Raw genomic sequence first — 2,189 nt, 5'->3', positions numbered from 1 at the left:
TTACTGTAGAGCAGATTCTTGGAGCGATGCCTGGTGTAATTAGCGCAGCTGAAGCGTCTGGATCTGATATGGCGCAAACAGCAGAGGTTATGGCTTCTACATTGAATATTTTCAGTATGGAAGCTACAGAAGCCACAAGAGTAGCTGATATTTTAGCCAAAACAGCCAATATTTCCGCAGCTGATTTGACGGATATGCAGTACGCCTTGAAATATGCTGGACCACCAGCCGCAACTTTAGGAGTAAGTTTAGAAGAGTTGGCGGCTTCTATCGGTATAATGACTAATGCCGGTATGAAAGGTGAACAAGCTGGTACAACACTTCGTGCGTCCTTATTACGTTTAGTTGACCCGCCAAAAGAAGCAAGAGGTGAGTTGGAACGGTTAGGGATTTCTGTCACTGATGCGAGTGGTGAATTCGTTGGCTTAGAATCTATTGTTGGGCAGTTAAAAGGCAGTACCGAGGGTATGACTGAAGCTCAAAAGGCAGCATCTATTTCGATGATATTCGGTGTGGAAGCTGTTTCAGGAATGTTGTCATTAATGGCAGCTGGACCAGATGAAATTGGTAAAATGACAACATCTCTTGAGAATAGTGCTGGTGCATCAGAAAAAGCAGCAAAACAAATGAAAGATAACCTCAAAGGTGCTGTGGATGAAATGTCCGGTGCTATTGAAACTGCGAAAATCAAGTTTACTGATGGGCTAACACCAGCATTAGAAGGTGCAGCTAAAGTTGTTACAGATTTAGTACAGAAGTGGAATAATCTTGATGCAGGAACTCAAGAGGTAATTGCGACATCTACAGCGTTAGGGACAGCGATGCTTGGGGTTACAGCAGTTGTTGGGGTACTTACATTAGGAGTTGGTGCTCTTTTATCATTCGCAGGTCCATTAGGGCTTGCGATTGTTGGAGGAACAGCTGCACTTGGGGCGCTTGGTATTGCTGGGTATGCAACGTCTGCTTCACTTGAAAATATAGCAAAGGCACAGGAGCAGGCAAAAGAGAAAGCTCTGTTATATGGTGAAGGTGTTTCTGGTGCGACTGTTAAAGCGGCCGAATCCTATGTGAAGATGCGAGAAAAAGCAGAGTCACAAATGTTCCAACTTTCCCGAACTTCAGGTGAAGAAGCAGAAAAAATGGCAACAAAAATAGTTGGCACTTATTCCAAAATGTCCACCGAAGTTATCACTGCGTTAGAAAAGTTTAAGACTGATGTTTCAGTTGTTATGGAGCAACTATTTCAGGATACAGAAGGTAAATTTAATGAACAACGCCAGAAAATTGAACAAGAAGCTCTTAATGCTATAGATAAGGACATTGCAAAAACAAAACAAGCGTTAGACACCATTAAGAAATATCAGCAAGAATTTAGCCTTGATACTTCTAAAATGTCTGCAGATCAGCAGAAGGAGTTACAGAAGGCTCTTAATATTTTCCAAGAAATGACTAGCGCATTTGCGAAGAATCAAAAAGATGCAGTAGCAATTCAAAAATCTATTGTTTCTGAAAATGGAAAGCTTTCTTACAAGCAGGCGAAAGAATATAACTCTGAAATTAAGAAAGTGTATGAAGAAGGGAAAAAGGCAGCTGAGAAAGATTATAAGGATCGTAAAGACATCATCTCTAAAATGGACATAGATGCCGAGGCACGAAAAGCATTAATGTCAAAAAATGATGCAGAACTTCAAATAAGCCTAGCCAAAAATACCGAATCTTATAGGCAGAATGCAAAAGCCTTGTTTGAATCGATGTCACAAAACGGAAAGCTTTTGGACCTTGAAACAGGAAAGCAAGCTGAACGAATGAAGAAAGCGGTTGTGACAGTTTCTGGTGATATGCGTTATGTTGAGGAGACTGAAAAAGAATTCCATACGAGATGGGCTCAACAACAGGTAACGTATCTTCAAAGTCTTGGGCGAGTAAAGAAGAAGCCATGGCACAATCCAAGCAAGCACTCATAGATTTTTACACAGGCATGGGGTTGACTTTAGAACAAGCGAAACAAGAAGCTGATAAGGTAATTAAGGGTGTAAATGAAGAGCTGAAAAAGGGTAATCCTGAAGCGGAGCAAGCTGGTAAAGATAAGGTTAAAAGTAAAGCAAAGGGCATGGAGCAAACCAAAGGGGAAGCCGAAAAAGCTGGGAAAAACGTTAGTGATGCTAGTGATAAAGGTTTGTCTGAAAAGA

At 41.2% G+C, this 2,189-nt stretch carries 2 protein-coding genes; both read left to right on the top strand.

The window, feature by feature from the left end:
* The coding region (locus tag BAMA_RS23100) for a phage tail tape measure protein (RefSeq protein WP_157406074.1) at positions 1-1,964 on the top strand (1,964 nt) is incomplete at its 5' end.
* Positions 1,937-2,189 (top strand): hypothetical protein (locus tag BAMA_RS23680; RefSeq protein WP_162176076.1); only part of this gene is annotated, 253 nt, incomplete at its 3' end. The genes BAMA_RS23100 and BAMA_RS23680, both read left to right, overlap by 28 nt.

Origin of the sequence: Bacillus manliponensis (genome assembly GCF_000712595.1) — a bacterium.
In the GTDB taxonomy this organism is placed as follows: domain Bacteria; phylum Bacillota; class Bacilli; order Bacillales; family Bacillaceae_G; genus Bacillus_A; species Bacillus_A manliponensis.
The sequence above is the reverse complement of the archived record's forward strand: the minus strand, read 5'-3'. Positions and strand labels throughout refer to the sequence as shown.